Annotated in this window: 15 protein-coding genes; 3 read left to right on the top strand and 12 right to left on the bottom strand. The window is 27.9% G+C overall.

The genetic code is table 11. The features are described 5' to 3' along the window. Positions 1 to 61: 61 nt before the first annotated feature. The 7 genes from OW763_RS10980 to OW763_RS10950 form a co-directional block, all read right to left on the bottom strand. A complete protein-coding gene (locus OW763_RS10980) occupies positions 62 to 1,186 on the bottom strand; it encodes a DHHW family protein (protein WP_268041187.1) in 1,125 nt (374 codons plus the stop codon). A 15-nt stretch (positions 1,187 to 1,201) separates the two neighbouring features. Further along, positions 1,202 to 2,623: an MBOAT family O-acyltransferase gene (locus OW763_RS10975; protein ID WP_268041186.1), complete on the bottom strand. Its 1,422-nt coding sequence runs from the start codon at positions 2,621 to 2,623 to the stop codon at positions 1,202 to 1,204. A gap of 133 nt (positions 2,624 to 2,756) precedes the next feature. After that, positions 2,757 to 3,278 carry a DUF4358 domain-containing protein gene (locus tag OW763_RS10970; protein WP_268041185.1) on the bottom strand — a complete coding sequence of 174 codons (522 nt, stop codon included), beginning with the start codon at positions 3,276 to 3,278 and terminating at the stop codon, positions 2,757 to 2,759. A gap of 89 nt (positions 3,279 to 3,367) precedes the next feature. Then, positions 3,368 to 4,327 (bottom strand): UV DNA damage repair endonuclease UvsE, encoded by a 960-nt coding sequence (gene uvsE, locus OW763_RS10965; protein WP_268041184.1) that lies wholly within the window; start codon positions 4,325 to 4,327, stop codon positions 3,368 to 3,370. A 169-nt stretch (positions 4,328 to 4,496) separates the two neighbouring features. Beyond that, on the bottom strand, positions 4,497 to 5,888 hold the full coding sequence (locus OW763_RS10960) for an ABC transporter permease (protein WP_268041183.1): 1,392 nt from the start codon (positions 5,886 to 5,888) through the stop codon (positions 4,497 to 4,499). After that, entirely contained in the window at positions 5,881 to 7,938 is a 2,058-nt protein-coding gene (locus OW763_RS10955; protein WP_268041182.1) for a COG1361 S-layer family protein, read from the bottom strand. The genes OW763_RS10960 and OW763_RS10955 overlap by 8 nt, the downstream gene beginning before the upstream one ends. Further along, the gene (locus OW763_RS10950) at positions 7,938 to 8,654 is read right to left on the bottom strand and encodes an ABC transporter ATP-binding protein (RefSeq protein ID WP_268041181.1); all 717 of its coding nucleotides are present in this window, start codon (positions 8,652 to 8,654) and stop codon (positions 7,938 to 7,940) included. The genes OW763_RS10955 and OW763_RS10950 overlap by 1 nt, the downstream gene beginning before the upstream one ends. Positions 8,655 to 8,956: 302 nt before the next feature. Here OW763_RS10950 and OW763_RS10945 point away from each other — a divergent pair, with 302 nt between their 5' ends. Further along, positions 8,957 to 9,199: a metal-binding protein gene (locus tag OW763_RS10945; protein ID WP_268041180.1), complete on the top strand. Its 243-nt coding sequence runs from the start codon at positions 8,957 to 8,959 to the stop codon at positions 9,197 to 9,199. A gap of 30 nt (positions 9,200 to 9,229) precedes the next feature. Here OW763_RS10945 and pepT read toward each other — a convergent pair whose 3' ends face one another. Both pepT and OW763_RS10935 read right to left on the bottom strand, forming a co-directional pair. Further along, on the bottom strand, positions 9,230 to 10,456 hold the full coding sequence (gene pepT, locus OW763_RS10940; protein WP_268041179.1) for a peptidase T: 1,227 nt from the start codon (positions 10,454 to 10,456) through the stop codon (positions 9,230 to 9,232). Between the two features lie 185 nt (positions 10,457 to 10,641). Next, entirely contained in the window at positions 10,642 to 11,604 is a 963-nt protein-coding gene (locus OW763_RS10935; RefSeq protein WP_268041178.1) for a DUF6263 family protein, read from the bottom strand. A 181-nt stretch (positions 11,605 to 11,785) separates the two neighbouring features. On the opposite strand from OW763_RS10935, the gene OW763_RS10930 reads away from it, so the two are divergent. After that, positions 11,786 to 14,140, top strand: a complete 2,355-nt coding sequence (locus tag OW763_RS10930) for an ABC transporter substrate binding protein (protein ID WP_268041177.1) — start codon at positions 11,786 to 11,788, stop codon at positions 14,138 to 14,140. Positions 14,141 to 14,183: 43 nt separating this feature from the next. Here OW763_RS10930 and OW763_RS10925 read toward each other — a convergent pair whose 3' ends face one another. The 3 genes from OW763_RS10925 to OW763_RS10915 are packed head-to-tail and all read right to left on the bottom strand — an operon-like array spanning position 14,184 to position 15,789. Then, entirely contained in the window at positions 14,184 to 14,690 is a 507-nt protein-coding gene (locus OW763_RS10925; protein ID WP_268041176.1) for a Gx transporter family protein, read from the bottom strand. Positions 14,691 to 14,700: 10 nt separating this feature from the next. Then, positions 14,701 to 15,081 (bottom strand): NusG domain II-containing protein, encoded by a 381-nt coding sequence (locus OW763_RS10920; protein WP_268041175.1) that lies wholly within the window; start codon positions 15,079 to 15,081, stop codon positions 14,701 to 14,703. Between the two features lie 24 nt (positions 15,082 to 15,105). Beyond that, the gene (locus OW763_RS10915; protein WP_268041174.1) at positions 15,106 to 15,789 is read right to left on the bottom strand and encodes a response regulator transcription factor; all 684 of its coding nucleotides are present in this window, start codon (positions 15,787 to 15,789) and stop codon (positions 15,106 to 15,108) included. A 198-nt stretch (positions 15,790 to 15,987) separates the two neighbouring features. Between OW763_RS10915 and OW763_RS10910 the strand changes: the two genes are divergently transcribed. Further along, positions 15,988 to 17,022 carry an FAD:protein FMN transferase gene (locus tag OW763_RS10910; RefSeq protein WP_268041173.1) on the top strand — a complete coding sequence of 345 codons (1,035 nt, stop codon included), beginning with the start codon at positions 15,988 to 15,990 and terminating at the stop codon, positions 17,020 to 17,022. Positions 17,023 to 17,062 lie beyond the last annotated feature (40 nt).

Raw genomic sequence — 17,062 nt, 5'->3', positions numbered from 1 at the left:
GCATAATTGCAAAATCATATAACTGCTTGCAATTTCCTCAAATATATAATATAAGCATTATTTATTTCACTCGAATTATATTTGTATCACTTGAAAAAGTTGTAACATTATATAAAAATAAAACCTCTTTTATTTTATGCTCTTGAATATACTCATAAACATTCAATTTATAATATCTTAAGTCTATCACATGAATTTCTTCATAATGATTTGCTAAAAAAGGTATAAAACAATGAGCATAGGAATCTTTGAAAATTACTATTTTCTTATTATTTTTCACATTTGTTTTAATAGTCATTAATGAGTGGTTACCATCTAAAAACAAAGAATATTTGTCCTTACCTAATAAATGCTTGAATTCATATAAGTTACTCATAGACTTATTCTCATATGGATAATCCACTGTATATGCTGTATCAAACTTAGGCTGAAAAATTTCAATAGCGTCCGAAGAAATATGGCTGTTATTTGCTCTTGAATAAAATGTACCATAAAATTCATCACTAACTGTTTTAGAATCAAACTCACTAATATCATATGGTTTGAATCCTAGCTTTTCTGCTAACATTTGATATGCATAATAAGCACCTTTCATTGTCCAATGATGATCTGTTCTAAAATAAATATACTCGTCCTTATTATTATATAATTTATCATATACATCTATGAATTTCACATCTTTATTTAAGTTTTTCTTTACATTTTCAATAGTTTTTAATTGATCATAGGGACTAGCAAACAGGGGAAGTTTATCTTCATATACTTTAACTGAATTTGGCACTAATAATAAATAAGTTGATAAATCAGACATATTGTCCCCAAAGACATTGATGCTATGTATATTATCTTCTAATTGTTTATCTGGTTTTTTATAGTTTTCTAATAGATATCCAGCTTTTCCAAAAAAAATTCCGTTATTTTCACTTTTTAATCTTAATCTATCAGCATCTGACTTCAATGCCACCCAAAAATCTTTAAAAACAAACTGATCCGTAATGTATTTTTCAAATTTGCTTGAAAATCTGCCTGATACTAGGTTATTCCATGTTAATTTAGGTAACTGCTGCAGTAGACGATTCTCCGATTGTGAAAAAGTTTTATCAGCTACTACTATATTTAAAATATTTATACTAAATAAAAACGTAATAAACATTATTACTAGAATTTTATTAGCTCGCTTATTCATGTAAAAGTCACTTCCTTAAAATCTGAAATATAAAAATGGATTATATACTTCATCTACTAAATAAGCAGTAGATATAAAAAGGATTATAAAATAAATACTTGGATTTAAAATATATTGATAAAATATTTTTATCTTTCCTTTTAACTTTACTGATATTGATATATTTATATTTCTTATTAAAGGTGTAGAACCTATAATTAATGCTATTAGTAAAATTATATTGGTATATAAATAATAAATAAACTTAGTATCATATAAATTTGCATGATTTATCCCAAACATAACTCTCAAATAATCAACACCTGTGGAAAACTTATCGAATAAAAACAACACCCATCCTATAATTAATAAAAACATGGTATATATATACCTTATTAAAGCTGGCAGCTGTTTCAACACTTTCAACAAACCTGCTTTTTCAATTCCAATTATTACTCCAAAATATAATCCCCAAACAACAAAATTCCAGCTTGCTCCATGCCAGAGTCCTGTTAAAAACCATACTATAAATAAATTTCGATATATATTAGTCTTACTTACTTTATTTCCGCCAAGCGGAATATATACATAATCTTTAAACCAAGCTCCAAGGGATATATGCCACCTCCTCCAAAATTCAGAAATACTTTGAGATATATATGGATAATTAAAATTTTCTAAAAAACTAAATCCAAACATTCTTCCAAGTCCAATAGCCATATCTGAATATCCACTGAAATCAAAGTAAATTTGAAATGCAAAAGCAATTATTCCTAACCATGAAGTTAATACAGTCAAATCACTGATATTCGTGTTTTGTATTTCATTCCAAAGCATCCCTATATTATTAGCCAATAAAACTTTTTTGCCCAAACCAATGATAAATCTTCTTATACCACTAGCAAACTGTTCTATATTCTCTTTTCGGTTATCTATCTGTTCTGCAATTGTTTGATATCGTACAATAGGACCTGCAATTAACTGCGGAAATAATGTAACATAAGTTGCTAAACCAATAAGACTTTTTTGTACTGGTGCATCTCCTCTATATACATCAATAGTGTATGACATTGTTTGAAATGTATAAAATGAAATTCCAATTGGAAGAGGTAATTTCATTGATATAAAACTTGTTTCAAATAAATGATTGATATTTGCTATAATAAAATCTCCATATTTAAAAAACGATAATAAACTTAAATTTATAATTACTGATGATAAAACAATAAGCTTTGCTTTTTTGTCCTGTTCTCTATATTTTTCTATTAATAATCCATGTATATAATCAACAATAGATGAAAAAATCATTAAAAAAATATAAACTGGCTCACCCCAAGCATAAAAAATCAAGCTTGCGGTTAATAAAATTATATTTCTCATTTTTGGTGGAAACAAATAATAAAATAATAATACTAATGGTAAAAATACAAATAAAAATACTAAACTACTAAATACCATAAATTCACTTCCTAAAATCTAATACTTCTAAAGTATAAAGATATATACTATTGCACTTAAAGGTATCCTAACTTAAAATTTTTATAATTTACTTAAAAAACAACAAAAGGCACCTTTTAGTGCCTTCTATTGTTTATTTTAAAGCGTTGTCAAACACAGCTTCTATACTTTCTGGGTTACTATAAGTAATGTATATTACATATTTCCCTTTAGATTTTATTATGTTGTTTTTAACTTTCTCATATTGATCTGGTAGATACTGTGACCAAACATTATCCTGTTGTTCTTTTACTTTTTCTAATGAAGCTTTTAAGCTCTCTACTTTTGATTCATCCTTTGCCTTTAACACTATTATTAAGTCTGAATTTACATTGATCATTACTTGTAATATACTACTTTGTTCGATATCTTCTTCATTAAATAGTTCTGCTATTGGCTTTGTCTCTTCCGCAGTTAAATCTGTTTCCATATACATGCCTAATTTTCCATCCTTAAACATATCTTCTGGAGCCCCCGCAGCTTTCATATCTTCAGCGATTTGACTTTTAATTCCACCTACTATATCTTTTACTTGAACATCAGGTACTTTTTGACCGCACCCTACAACTAAAAATATTGATAAAATCACCATTATTAAACTTAAAATTTTCTTCATTATTTTCCTCCTCTAAGGTTTAAATTTATTCTACATATATTCATACGAATAAAATTTTTAAAAGTTCTATAAGAATAAAAAATAGTAATTTAAATTTCAAATGTAGTTTTATCTATCCATTTCCACTCCTTTTTGATGTTCTTAATATCATCTATCAATTTATATAAAGCCAAGTCTTTTTTCTTAGCTTCAAGCATAACATCTAAATCTTTGTTAACATCTTTACACTTCTCAATAAACTCTATAAAATCATAGGCATTAATATAATCTGAATGTTTTCTATCTTTTTCTCCATCTCTAGGACTTGAAAAATGAACCTTAGGCGGCATCATTTCCTCACTCCATGTATTAAAAATGCCTTCAAGCATATTTTCTAACAATTCACCATTATTATTACAAATATGATGATGAGCATCTAAAACCATAGGTATATTAAGTTCTTTGCAAATCCCTAATACGTCTTTGACTTTAAAAACCTTATCATCGTTTTCTAGAATTAGTTTTTCCCTTATCTCTTGTGGAAATTTTCTAAAGTTATTTATAAATCTATCAATAGCTTTATCCTTTCCCCCTTGGCTTCCCCCTACATGAATTATCATTTTACCTAACTTATAATTTATATCATTAAACAAATTAACATGAAACCATAAATTTCGCTCCGTACTCTTTACTACTTCTTCTCTTGTGCTATTTATAACATTAAATTGATCTGGATGAGTATCTACTCTAAGATTATACTTTCTTATTAATTCACCTATTATTTCAAAATCTCTTTTAAATATATTTCTATAATTCCAATCATCCACTTCTGGATGAGTTGCTAATGGAACTAGTTTAGATGTGATTCTATAAAAATGTATTTCATTTTCTATGTTATACTGTAATATCTTATACAAATCATTCATATTTGATAAAGTAACCTTTTTTAACTTATCCAGTCTTTCCTGTTTTGAACATAATTTTGAATAAGTTTTAAACGTTACACTACTTGAAGATGTTATTTTAGGAAGATTCAACGCAATCGCAACATATCCAATCCTTACCCTCATACCACTCACCCTACCTTCATATTTAATATTCTTTATTTATTATCTGTAATATAAACATAAAATATTATTATGTGACGTATCATATAAGCAAGCTGATATGAGCAGTTAAGAATTATGAATTTAATATAAAAAACATCTTCTCATTAAACAAGAAGATGTTTTTTTATTTCTATTCTGTTTTTATTGCTTCTAATGCACTCAGTTTCATTGCCTTTCTTGCAGGAAGGTATCCTGATAAAAGTCCTATTAATGCTGTAAATCCAAGTGCTGCACCCATAAGCCACAGTGGAATATATGATAACATCTGTTCTGGTGGTGCATTCTTTAGTACAGTCGTTCTACCTATATGATTGATTAGCTTAGATAAAAGGATACTTGCAGTTGATCCAAAGATCCCACCTAGAAGTCCAATTAATGAAGATTCAATTAAAAATAATTTTTTTATATCACCTATAGATGATCCTATAACCTTCATTACTCCTATTTCTTTTCTTCTTTCATAAATAGCCATAACCATTGTATTGGTTATTCCTATAGCAGCTACTAATAAAGAAATTGCTCCAATACCTCCAAGAATCATCTGAATTACATTCATTTCTTTTTCTGCTTGTTCTATCCACTGCATATCACTCCATGCATCACATCCCAAGCCTCTTATTTCTTCTGTTATACCTTTTATCTTTTTTACATCTGATACCTTTACTAAAACTTCTTGGTAACCCTTACCTTTACGTTCTTTCTTTAATCTTTCTTTTCTTTCTTCTGATGTTTCTACTTTTCTTAAATAACTTCCTTTAATCTTTTCAAGATAGTCCATAGATATATAAACAGCTCTTCTTGTTTGCCAATTTCCTTGTTTTAATAATCCTACACAAGTTATATCCTGAGGACGAACCTTTTTTTTCTTAGGTTTACTGCTACCATTTACATTTCTACGTTTAACACCATAATCCATATCAAAAGTTAAAGATATCTTATCCTTCATAACATCTACTTTTGGATCTGGTCTTTTTCCTTCTCTATCCATCATCCTATATTGATTAGCCATCTTATCTTCTTTAGCATTTTTATCACGGAACTGATAAGGAATATCACTTCCTAATACCATACTTGATGTATCACCTTTTTGAAGAAGTCGTCCCTTTTCAACATTAGCTCCAAGTTCCTTTACAAATTCAGGCCAAACAGCTTTTACTTGAACGCTAGCTATATATTTTCCTGATACAAGCTTAATACGTTCTTCTCTTATAGGAGTAACAGCATCCACGCCTTTAACCTTGATAATTTTTTCAAGCTGTTCTTGAGTTATTGTAGGTTCTTCATCATTACGTCTTGCCATTACCATCTTACGTTGATCATATCCAGGATTTACAGTAATAATATTCATACTTCCCATATTTTTCATTTGATCTTCAAAGCTTTTTTTCATAGCCATACCTAGAGATATTGTAACAACAATTGAAATTGTACCTATTATTATTCCTAGAGTAGTTAAAAATGTCCTAAGTTTTCTTCTAAAAAGGTTTTTAAAGGCCATTTTAAAAATATCAACTCTATTCATCTAAAGTCATTTCCTCTCTTTTTTTTGCTCTTCTTTTTTTTATCACTACTCCTAATATTATAATTGCTGCTACAGCTACACCAATTCCCACTTTCTTTTTAGTGCTCATTTTATTTCCACCTTCTGCTGGCGGCATTCCATCTGGACCCATTCCTTCACCCATTTCATCTGGTCCCATTTCAGGTTCAGGCATGTCTTGAGCATTTATAGTAATTTCTTTTATAACTTCTTTATGTTCTCCATTTGGTTCATCATATGAAAAAATTATCTTTCCTTTTGCTTCACCTGTCTTAGAAGGAATTATTTCTGGATAAAATTCATCACTATTTCCAGTCTCAAAATTTCCTATAAAATAATTTCCGTTTTGAACATCAAACTCTCCTTGTGCTTTAACCATGAAATTAGACATTATAACTTTACCAGTATTATAAAATTGTATAGGTTCTGCTAAATCAATTGGTTGTCCAACAAAGGCTTCTTTAGGCATTTTAATTTCTGCAACTTGAAGTTTAGCTGGTTGTTCTACATGAATACCTATATTTTCTGTAGCCTTAAGCTCTTTTCCTTCATTATCTTCATATTCTAAATTTGCTATCACATTATATGTTTTTGCTTTCGCATTAGGTATTGTATATAAAGTAAGTTCCTTAGTAACTTCTTTTCCTGGTGCAATTTCGTTGATATAAAAAGTATTACTGCTCTCTACTGGTACAAATACACTACCTACATCATCTACATTTTTATCATTAACTTCTTCTACTGTAAGATTTACTTTTATGTTTCTTACAGTTTTATATTGGTTTGTATTTAAAAATGCTACACTTAAATCAAAATTACTTCCTGCACTTACTATACGTGGATTGGATTCATATCCACTAATTATAATTTTAGGTGTACTTTTTTTACTATCTTGTTTAATATATACACTTGCATACTGTTTTATAGGTTTTGCATCTTTTTCATCAGTTTTAACTTCTATTGAAATAGGATAACTTTTAGTTTCTGCATCTTCTGATGCTTGAAATGTAAAAGTTAATTTCTTAACTTGATTAGTTTTTAATTCATTAATTACTTGTAAACTTTGAGATGTAGGAAGTATTTTTTCACCACCATCTACAGTTACTGTTACATTTTTAGCAGTTCCTTGTCCGTTATTTTTTAAATCAAAGCTTACAGTAAAATTTTTAGATGGTAACATCTGTTGTGTAGGGTAAACTACATTTTCTATAATTAAGTTACTGTCTTCACTAGAATTAACCTTTAAGAAAATTTCATGTTCCTCTGTTTTATTGTTACCCTTTCCATCCTCATATTCAACTTTTGCTTTTAATGCATAACTTCCTGTTTCCATATCTTTATTTGAATGTATGCTAAAACTTAAACTTTTCTTTGTTAATGCACCTTTTAACTCTTTCATTGTTATAAGATTAGTACTCTTATTAAGAGTAAATGCATCTTTATTTAATCCTTCTAAAGATATTTTAACATTTTTTGCATCATATAATCCTTTATTTTTCAAATCAAACGAAAAATTAAAATCACTTCCAGCATCGATAACTTCTGGATTTGTTTTTATATTTTCTATTACTATTGATGCTGCTGTATAGCCTTTTACTATTTTAACGTAAATAGTTTTATTTTCTACAAATTCTTCTTTACGTAGATTTTTGAAAATATACTTTATTACAATAGGATATGTTTTTAATTCTACATCATCTCTAACCTTTAAAGAATAAGTTACACTCTTAGATTTGTTAGGACTCAATAAATCAATAGTTTTAGATACAGTTAAATTATCTAACTGAAATGGACTATTTTCATCAAATTGTGGTATTACCTCTATGTCTTCAGCTGTATACTCACCATCGTTTTTAAACTTTAATTCTAAATTTAATGTTTCTCCTGTTTTAGCTTTAGGTATTTCAGTATTTTCGATAATCAATTTAGGCTTGTACTCAGATGTTTCTGCTACAGCCGATTCAACTCCTAATGTTGCAACCATAGTAAATGACATAATAAAAGTCATTAAAAAACTCATTATTTTTTTCATTATAGTTCTTCCCCCTGTTTATGTTTATTATTGTTAACTTCAATTTTTTCTACATGTCCATCTCTAAAATATATAACCCTATCAGCATATACTGCTGTTTCAACATCATGAGTTACCATAATTAATGTTTGATTATGCTTTTGTGTCATACCACTCATAAGATCCATAACTTCCTCAGTAGTTTTTGTATCCAAATTACCTGTAGGCTCATCTGCAAATACAATTTGAGGTCTGGAAACAAAGGCTCTTGCAATACTCACTCTTTGTTGCTGACCACCACTCATTTGAGATGGTCTATGATGTAACCTGTCCCCAAGCCCAACTGCACTAAGCATTTCTTTTGCAATATTGTTACGTTTTTTATTAGCCATTCCACTAAAAACTAAAGGCATAGCAACATTTTCAAGGGCAGTTAAATTTGGAAGTAGATTATATGATTGAAACACAAATCCTACATAATCTTGTCTAAATTTTGTAACCTGCTTTTCATTCATTTTTTCTAAATGATGTTTTTTTATTATTATTTGACCTTTAGATGGCTTTTCAAGTCCAGCAATCATATTCAGTAATGTAGACTTACCAGAACCTGATGTTCCTAAAATACAGCAAAACTCTCCTTTTTTGATACATAAACTAACATTTTCTAGAGCTGTAACTTTTTCCTTACCCATTCTATAAATTTTTGTAAGATTTTTGATTTCAATAATATTTTCCATTCTCACAATCCTCTCTTACAATAAGTTAAATTATACTAATATTACATATATTATCATATTATATAATTAATATTGTTACAAAATGTTTACACAAGAATATTATATTATAAAAACTATTTATTTACACCTATTCTTACAGTATTGTAAGATATATTTAAGATAATTTTAAGATACCTTTAAGATTTTATTTGATAATTTTTATGTATAAAATTGAAGATAAATATTCTTTGTATTGAAAATACTATTCCTTGGTGATACCATTAGTTATATTAAATTTTTTTTTTATTAATCGGAGGTCAAAAATGACATTATATGATATTATGAAATACATCGAAAGTGAATATGACATAATCAACTCCACTCCATGTGAAGTTTGTGGTAGCTCATATATTACGGAGGATTTACAAATTGCCCTAATAGGTGATGTTCCTTACGATATATGTACATGTGTCTGCCCCAAATGCGGGAATGAGAAATTTTTTCAGTTCTGTGCTCCATTTATAGATGATGAATCTCTTAAAGCTGCAAAAAAAATAATGCAATAAAAAAATAAAAGTGCGATGCACTTTTATTTTTTAAGCTTTTGTATAAAGTTCTATTATTTTAAGTATCACATCTACAGCTTTTTCCATAGCAAATGTAGGTATAAATTCATATCTTCCATGAAAATTATATCCACCAGTAAATAAATTTGGTGTTGGAAGTCCCATGTATGAAAGTCTTGCTCCATCTGTACCCCCTCTTATAGGAACTACCTTTGGAACTACTTCACATTCTTCCATTGCTCTAAATGCAGTATCTACTATATGTTTTACAGGTTGAATCTTTTCTTTCATATTATAATATTGATCTTTTATCTCAACTGAAACCGTATCTTCACCGTATTTTTTGTTCAAGCTTTGTACTATAGCAGACATTATATATTTTCTCTCTTCGAATTTTTGTTTATCAAAATCTCTTATTATGTAATGAATCTTAGTTTCTTCAACATCTCCTTTTAATGATGTAATGTGATAGAAACCTTCATATCCTTCTGTATGACTTGGTGTTTCTGTATCTGGCAACATAAAAATAAACTCATTTGCAATTAACATTGAGTTTATCATCTTGTCTTTTGCACTACCTGGATGTACATTTCTTCCTTTTATACTTACTACCGCTCCTGCTGCATTAAAGTTTTCACACTCAAGTTCTCCTACACTTCCTCCATCTATAGTATAGGCAAAATCTGCATTGAATTTTTCAACATCAAAGTGATCAGCACCACACCCTATTTCTTCATCTGGAGTAAATGCTATCTTAACAGTTCCGTGTTCTATTGAAGGATTTTTAATTAAATAATCTACTGCTGTAATAATCTCAGCTACTCCAGCCTTATCATCTGCTCCTAAAAGAGTAGTACCATCTGTAGTTATTATAGTCTTTCCAACACACTCTTTTATTTCCGGGAAATCTTTAACTTTTAAAACTATGTTTTGATCTTTATTAAGTACAATATCATTACCATCATAATTTTCCACAATCTTAGGATTAACATTTTTTCCTGACATATCTGGAGCAGTATCCATATGAGCTATAAACCCTATCACAGGTACATTTTTATCCGTATTTGATGGTACTTCTGCCATTACATATCCATTTTCATCTAAAGATACATTACTCATTCCTATATTTTTTAATTCTTCAGCCAATTTCTTTGCAAACTCCATTTGTCCAGGTGTACTTGGAGTAACACCTGTTTCTTCATCTGATTTAGTATCACATTTTATATATTTCAAAAACCTCTCTACTACTGCTTCCATTCCCATCGCTCCCTTTCTTATCTCTTCTTAACTGCTAGTATAAGCTTGCTTATACTACGTGTCAACTTTCACCTTTTTTTCCACCTTCCCATGCACTTAACTTAAACGAATTAGCTAAATTCATCATTAGTAACTAAACTAAACAAAGTATATAAACTTAACATAGTAACTACGCCTAAAATATGTTAATTCTTTGTAACCACAATTCTTGATTTTCCCTCTACATTTATAGGAAATGTTTGTGCTCCTATATTAGGATCTTGTGAAGCCAGTTTCATTTCACCACCATATTTATGTTCCATTTCTATATGTTTAGGAATTCCTGTTTCTTCATCTATATTTATTACACCTTTTTTATGCCCTGTAAGATCATAATTAATTTTTATATTTCCTACAATCATTGGTTCTGCATGTTTTTTGGTTTTAACCTTAGCATCAACATTAACTTCTGCTGTTTTATCTTTTCTCTCTTTTAATGTATATTTGTTTTCTGATTCTAAAGCAAATTCTCCTTTTATTTCATCTTTTTGTACCCACTCTTCTCCTACTTTTACTGGTTCTTCAGGATAAACTGAAGTAATATCTTCTGTTTTTTTTGTTATAGCATCTTCACTAAATTGTTCTAAAATAATTGCCTGAATTTCATCTTTTTCTTTTGAATCTTTTATATTTAATTGTTTAAATACATTTCCAATAATATTATCTATGTCCATTATTTCTTTTACCTTTCCGTCTTCACCAATTTTCATAGTAAAACTTTCTCCTATTATAGCTGCATAAATTTTACTTACCTTATCCATATTTTCATTATTTATTATTTGAGTTTCAGAATTATATTCTATTGTCTTCCCATTGTTTGACATATTTTTTAAATTAATCATATCTAAAGTCATTCTAATTTCACTATTTTTATTTTCATCAACATTCATTACATAACAAGAATACACACTTTTCATTTTTGAATTTACTTCAGTTTTTTGTCCTTTTATTGTTTGAGTAATTTTTTCATCCGTATTCATTTCTATTTTATACATATCCCCTTTTTTTAATTTAAGAGAAAATTGAACCTTTTCTTCAATACATCCAGTAAACATAAATATAACAACAATAAGTATTAAAGCACAATATCTACTTATTTTATTTTTCAAAATTATTACCTCCCAGTCTATTGATACCTATATATATTATTGTTCCATTAACTTATATTTTTATATATGATTTCATATTGTTTTATATTAAATACAGTGATAAAATGTAATATATTGCAAATAAATCTATGAATTTGAATTAGTTCTATATTTTTAACTTATATAGGAGAGAATACAAACCATGTTTAATAATAAACTTTTTAAAAAATATACATATATAGCTGTACTAACTTGCTTATTTTTATCTTTTAACACTATAACTTCATTTGCTGAAGTACCTTCACAAAAGCATATACTTATTTTAAACTCTTACCATAATGGGTATATATGGAGTGATGATTTGATAAAAGGAATACATTCAGTATTAGGTAAAAACAAAACACATATAGATATATCCATTGAATATATGGATTCTAAAAAATTTGACAGTACATGCTATTTTAAAAAATTATATGAGTTATATAAATTCAAATATAATGATCAAAAATTCGATGCAGTAATTGCTACCGATAATGCTGCTTTTGAATTTCTATTAAAATATGATAACTCCCTTTTTCATAATACTCCTGTAGTTTTCTGTGGAGTTAATAATTTTAAGGATTCTATGTTGAAAAATCATAATAATTTTACAGGTATAGCAGAAAATCCTGATATTAAAGAAACCCTTGATGCAGCTTTAAAGCTTCATCATAACATTGAAAATATAGTTATAATTAACGACTCTTCATTAACAGGAATTGCTAACAAAGAAGTTATTTACAAATTATCTTATTCTTACACAAATAAATTAAATTTTATATTTTTCAATAATTTAGATTTTTTAAATGAAAAAGAAATTTTAAATCAATTATCCAATAATAGCATCATATATATATGTGATTTTTCAAAAAATAATAATAATAATTATGTTTTATCACAGGATGCAGTAAATTCTATATCCCAAAACTGCTCTATTCCTATATATAGTACATACGATATTTACTTAAATCATGGTGTAATTGGCGGTAAAATGATATCTGGATATTCTCACGGACAAAATGCTGGTAAATTAGCACTTAAAGTATTAAATGGTGAAAAGCCATCAGATATTGCTGTTATCAAAAAATGTGCTACAAAATATATGTTTGATTATAAACAGCTCAATCGTTTTAATATTATGATAAATTTTCTTCCAGATAATAGTATAATTATAAATATTAAATCTAAATCATATACTATTCCCAAAGAATTAATATGGTTATTCACTTTATTTTTTATAGCTATTCTTTCATTTTTAATAGTTAATATCTCTAAACGTAGAGAAACTAAACGTGCATTAATTGAAAGTGAAAAGAGATTACGTATTTTAATAAATGCCTCTCCAAATTTAATTTGCTTTAAAAATATCAAAGGTAACTGGCTTGATGCTAATAAAGCTTGTTTAGATTTTTTTAATTTAAAAAATCATAATTGGAAAGACAAAACTATTAATGAACTTTGTAATCTTAAAGGAATATCTAAAAATGATCTTATAGAATTTGAACAATTTAACGAAACAGATTGGTATAAAGAACCTATTTTAAAATACAAGCAAAAACTTAATACTATAGATGGAGATGAAAAGATTTATGACATCATGAAAATACCAGTATTTTCATCTAATAATACCCGTCAAGCATTAGTAATTATCGCTAAAGATATAACATCTGATATAAAGGCTGAAGAAAACAAAAGGTTATTAGACAAGCTGCTAGAATATGATAAAATCAGGACAAAATTTTTTGCTAATATTTCTCATGAACTTAGAACCCCTATTAATGTTATATTAAGTGCATTGCAGTGTATTGAATTAGTGCAGTCAAACGGTATTACTAAAGAATCTAAAAACAAACTCATGAATTATAATAATACAATGAAACAAAATTGCTACAGGTTAACAAGGATTATAAATAACCTCATAGATATAACCAAAATTGATTCTGGATATTTTCAATTACAACTAGATAATTACAATATAGTTGATGTAGTTGAAGAAATATCTTTATCTGTAGCATCCTATATAGAAAGCAAAGATATTGACTTCATCTTTGATACAAATGTGGAAGAAAAAATTATGCTCTGCGACCCTGATATAATTGAGAGAATAGTTCTAAACCTTCTATCTAATGCTATTAAATTCACAAAACCTGGAGGGAAAATTTCAGTAAATGTATATGATAGAAATGATTATGTAGATATAGTTGTAAAAGATACAGGTATCGGAATACCAAAATCGAAACAAAAAATCATATTTGAACGATTTATCCAAATAGATAAATCTCTCTCAAGAAATAGAGAAGGGAGTGGACTAGGACTTTCTCTTGTAACAGCTCTTATTTCTTTATGCAAAGGAGATATTAAACTTAATAGTTGTCCAAATAGAGGAAGTGAATTTATTATTTCTTTACCTGTTTCCATACTATCAGCTAAAAAAATTGTACCAAATTCAAATCCATTTATTACTCATGAAAGCTATAAAGAAAGAATTAACATTGAGTTTTCTGACATATACAACTAAACAAAGAACTTTAAAGCTTTAAAGTTCTTTGCCTAGAAAACTACTATTTCATCTGTATTCTTTTTAAAAATGGTAATAGATATTTTGAAGTTAATCCTACAAAAAATCCTGTACCTATACCAGCTACTAATAGTATTGGTAAATATGTAAACATCATAGCATTCTCAACTACTAATGCAGCAATTATCACTTGCCCTATGTTATGAAATATAGCCCCAGCAATACTTACTCCAATAACACTTATGTCTTTTTCACCTAATCTTTTCATTAAATACATTGCAATAAAACTTAAAATTCCTCCAGCTATGCTGTACAAAAATCCAGATAGAGTTCCTCCAAGTAATGTAGCTAAAATTATTCTTAAAATTATAATTAAAAATACATCTTTAAAATTAAACATATATAAAGCTAATACTGTAATAATATTAGTTAATCCAAGCTTAGCTCCTGGTGCAATAAACGGTACTGGCAGCATTCTCTCAAACACATGCAAAACCAATCCTTGAGCCACAAGCAAAGAAATAAAAGTTAGTTTTTGAGTTTTTTTCATTAAATTCACCTCAATAAGACACTTCATCTACTTCAGACTGTTCTTCACCTTTAATTTCTATTATAACCTTATGCGGAAGACATACTAATACCTCTCCAGGTTTATCTTTAAATCCATCTTCAACACAAATTTTATCTCTACAGTCTGATTCTATAATTCTTATACCGCCATTTTCTATTTCCACTATATTTTCACCTAAATCAGTTTCTATATTTATTGTTTCCTTAGAGCTATTTTTGTCTAAAATAACTTTTTTATAAAAATCTCCCTTTACATATATCTCAGCGTATTTAATATTGTATTCCTTATTTAAGCTTAATTTAAATACCACTAATGAAATTAAAGCTACAAAAACAGCAATAATAATTATTATTTTGTCGAACTTTTTCATAATCCCTCCATTTTTTTATTGTAGTTATACTTTATCCATCTTGTATCCAATTCCTCTTATAGTTTTTATATAATTAGGTGTTTTGGGGTCCTGTTCTACTTTTTCTCTAATATGGCTTATATGTACCATTATAGTATTGTCATCTCCATAATACGGTTCTTCCCATACAGCTTCATACAACTGTTTTTTGGTGTATACTTTTCCTGGATTTTCCATTAGAAATTCTAAAATTTTATATTCCTTTGGATTTAATTCTAAAACCACATCATTTTTATATACTACACAGCTCTCTTTATCAAGCATTAAGTCGCCAACTTCTAATTTACTTTTCATATTTCCATTTGTATATTTATAATATCTTCTAAGTTGTGCTTGAACTCTTGCTATAACTTCTATAGGACTAAAAGGTTTAACGATATAATCATCTGCGCCTAAACCTAGTCCTAATATTTTATCAGTATCTTCTCCTTTAGCTGTTAAAAATATTACAGGTATTTCACTACTTTCTCTTATCCTTCTAACAACCTTAAATCCGTCTATTTTAGGCATCATTACATCTAAAATAGCTAAGTCTATTTCATTTTTCTCAAATATCTTTACTGCTTGAAACCCATCTTCTGCTTGAAATACATTATATCCTTCTTTGTTTAAATGTAGTTCTAAAAGTTCTCTTATATCTTGTTCATCTTCAGCAATAAGAATATTCATAGCTTTCCCCCCATTACCTTATTACTTTATTTTAACTTTAGTATAACACCTTATTCAAGTCTATAAACTATATTTCTCTTAAATTTTATTCTAAACTTAGCGTATCATCTAAACTTCTAAATAAGTTTGACTTTTACACATGTAAATAGTACATTAATTAAAGAATTAAAATTAGTTTTTAATATGTGGAGGTTACTTATGTTAAAGCAGAAAAAATTCTTTTCTATAATCACATGTGTATTATTAATCTTTGTTTTTACTAGCTGTAAGAAAACTAACGTAGAACCTGTAGCCAAATCAAATATTGTTCTAGGAACTTTTTGTACTGTTACTGTGTATGATAAAGTTTCTACAGATGTTTTGGAAAAAGTTTTTGATGAGTTATCTACAATTGAAGATAAAATGAGCATAAATAAAGATACTAGTGAGGTTATAAACATAAACTCAAAATCCGGATTAGATTATGTGAATGTATCTGATGATACTTTTTACGTTATCCAAAAAGGTACATATTACTCTCAGCTTTCAAATGGTAAATTCGATATTTCAATAGGACCAATTGTTAAGCTTTGGAATATTGGTACAGATAAAGCTCGATTACCTAGTACTGAAGAAATCAAGAACAAGCTACCTTTAGTAAATCATAAAAATATTTTAATCAATCAAGCTGAAAAAAAAGTAATGTTAAATAAAAAAGATATGCGTTTAGACCTTGGTGGCATAGCCAAAGGTTATGCTGCAGATGAAGCAAAAAAAATATTAAAAGAAAATGGGGTAAATCATGCCATTATAAATCTAGGAGGAAATATTTTAACTTTAGGTAATAAACCTAATAAAAGCAATTGGAAGCTTGGCGTACAAAATCCTTTTGAACCAAGAGGTAAATATTTAGGAACTTTAAAAGTAGCTGATAAATCTGTTGTAACTTCTGGAGTTTATGAAAGATATTTTGAAAAAGATGGCAAACGCTATCATCACATTTTAAATCCTAAGGATGGATATCCTGTTACCAATTCTCTTGTAAGTGTATCTATAATATCAGATAATTCAATAGACGGAGATGCTCTATCAACTACCGCCTTTGCTCTTGGCTTAAATGATGGATTAAAGTTAATAGAATCTCTAGACAATATAGATGCTATCTTTGTTACTAAAGATTCTGATATATATATATCATCAGGATTGAAAAATATTTTTGAAATTAAAAATGATAAATTCAAACTCAAAAACTAACTTAAGTTAATTGCATAAACCTTTAAGTTTTAAAAGCTTA

The organism is Clostridium aestuarii (assembly GCF_026735135.1).
In the GTDB taxonomy this organism is placed as follows: domain Bacteria; phylum Bacillota; class Clostridia; order Clostridiales; family Clostridiaceae; genus Clostridium_H; species Clostridium_H aestuarii.
This window is presented reverse-complemented; position numbering and strand designations above follow the sequence as displayed.